This window comes from Mesorhizobium sp. WSM4836 (genome assembly GCF_055811815.1).
The window spans coordinates 1-1256 of the sequence record NZ_JBVVQF010000076.1; the positions used below are offsets into that span (position 1 = coordinate 1).

Annotated in this window: 1 protein-coding gene; it reads right to left on the reverse strand. The window is 62.0% G+C overall.

What is annotated here, in order from left to right:
* Positions 1-9 precede the first annotated feature (9 nt).
* Positions 10-1158 (reverse strand): amidohydrolase, encoded by a 1149-nt coding sequence (locus AC0L2P_RS32120; protein ID WP_473507234.1) that lies wholly within the window; start codon positions 1156-1158, stop codon positions 10-12.
* Between the last annotated feature and the right edge of the window lie 98 nt (positions 1159-1256).

Sequence of the window (1256 nt, forward strand, 5' to 3'; positions counted from 1 at the left end):
GGGAGCCAATCAGCCCAGAAGGTTGCGAGCCGTGCGCATGAATATTCTGGATCCGATCGGGATCAGGTCGTCTGGAAAGTCATAGTCGGGGTTGTGCAGCGCAGGGTACCGCTCGCCGGCGCCGAGGAAGAACATGGCGGACGCTGCGCTATGCCCGAACAGGCCGAAATCTTCCGAAGCGCGCATCGGCAGGGCTTCCTCTGTGCATGGCACGCCTTCTTCGTCGAGCGCGCGCTGCAGATGTTCCACGGCATCCGGGGCGTTGACGCTGGCAACGAATATCTCGTGATAGTCGTAGCGGGCCGAAAGCCGATGCTCTCCAGCGATCTTTTCCACCAGCGCTTCCGCGGCGGCGCACAGGTCCGCCATGCGCTCATCGCGCCTTGTGCGCAGCGTCGCCCACACTTCAGCATTTCCCGGCGCAATGCCGAACACGGCTTCGCCCATCACCGCATGGGTGACGGTCGCCATACTGAAATCGTCGTCAGCGAAGGTTCCGCGCCCGAGCGCGGGCAGTGCCGGCATCAGCTGGCTGACCGCCATCATTGGCGAGACACCCGTTTCGGGCATCGACGAATGCGCGGTCTTGCCCTCCAGCAATATTCGCATGCCGCGTGAAGCACAGTTGACCACGCCGGGTTTGAGACGCACCTCACCGAACGGCACACCGGGCATATTGTGCAGCGAGAAGGCCAAATCCGGCGCGATCTCGGAAAAGCGCGGATCGGCGATGACGCCGGCCGCGCCATTTCCGGTCTCTTCCGCCGGCTGGAACATCAGCACGACGCGGCCGCGGGCAGGCCTTTCGCGCCCGAACTGGCGACCAAGTGCGGCGAGGATCGCGGTATGTCCGTCATGGCCGCACATATGCGACTTTCCCGGTACGAGCGACGAATGAGAAACGCCTGAAAGCTCATAAATCGGCAGCGCATCGAGTTCCGACCGGAACAGGACTGTCGGACCGGCTTTGCCGCTTTCATATACCGCCGCCACACCGTGGCCGCCCAATCCGGTCAGCACCTTGTCCGGCGCTGTGTCGGCGAGGAAGTCGACAACCTCGCTCGCGGTTTTCTCTTCCTCATTCGAGATTTCCGGATGCTGGTGCAGCCTGCGGCGCCATGCCGTCAGCTCGACAATGTCTCGATTGGTCAGGGTCATTTTTCCTGCTCCGCTTGGCGCTAGAGCAATTCCAGGGAACGTGTGAAACGGTTTTCCGTTCGGAATTGCGTCAAAACAAAGAGATAGAGCGGCTCGGC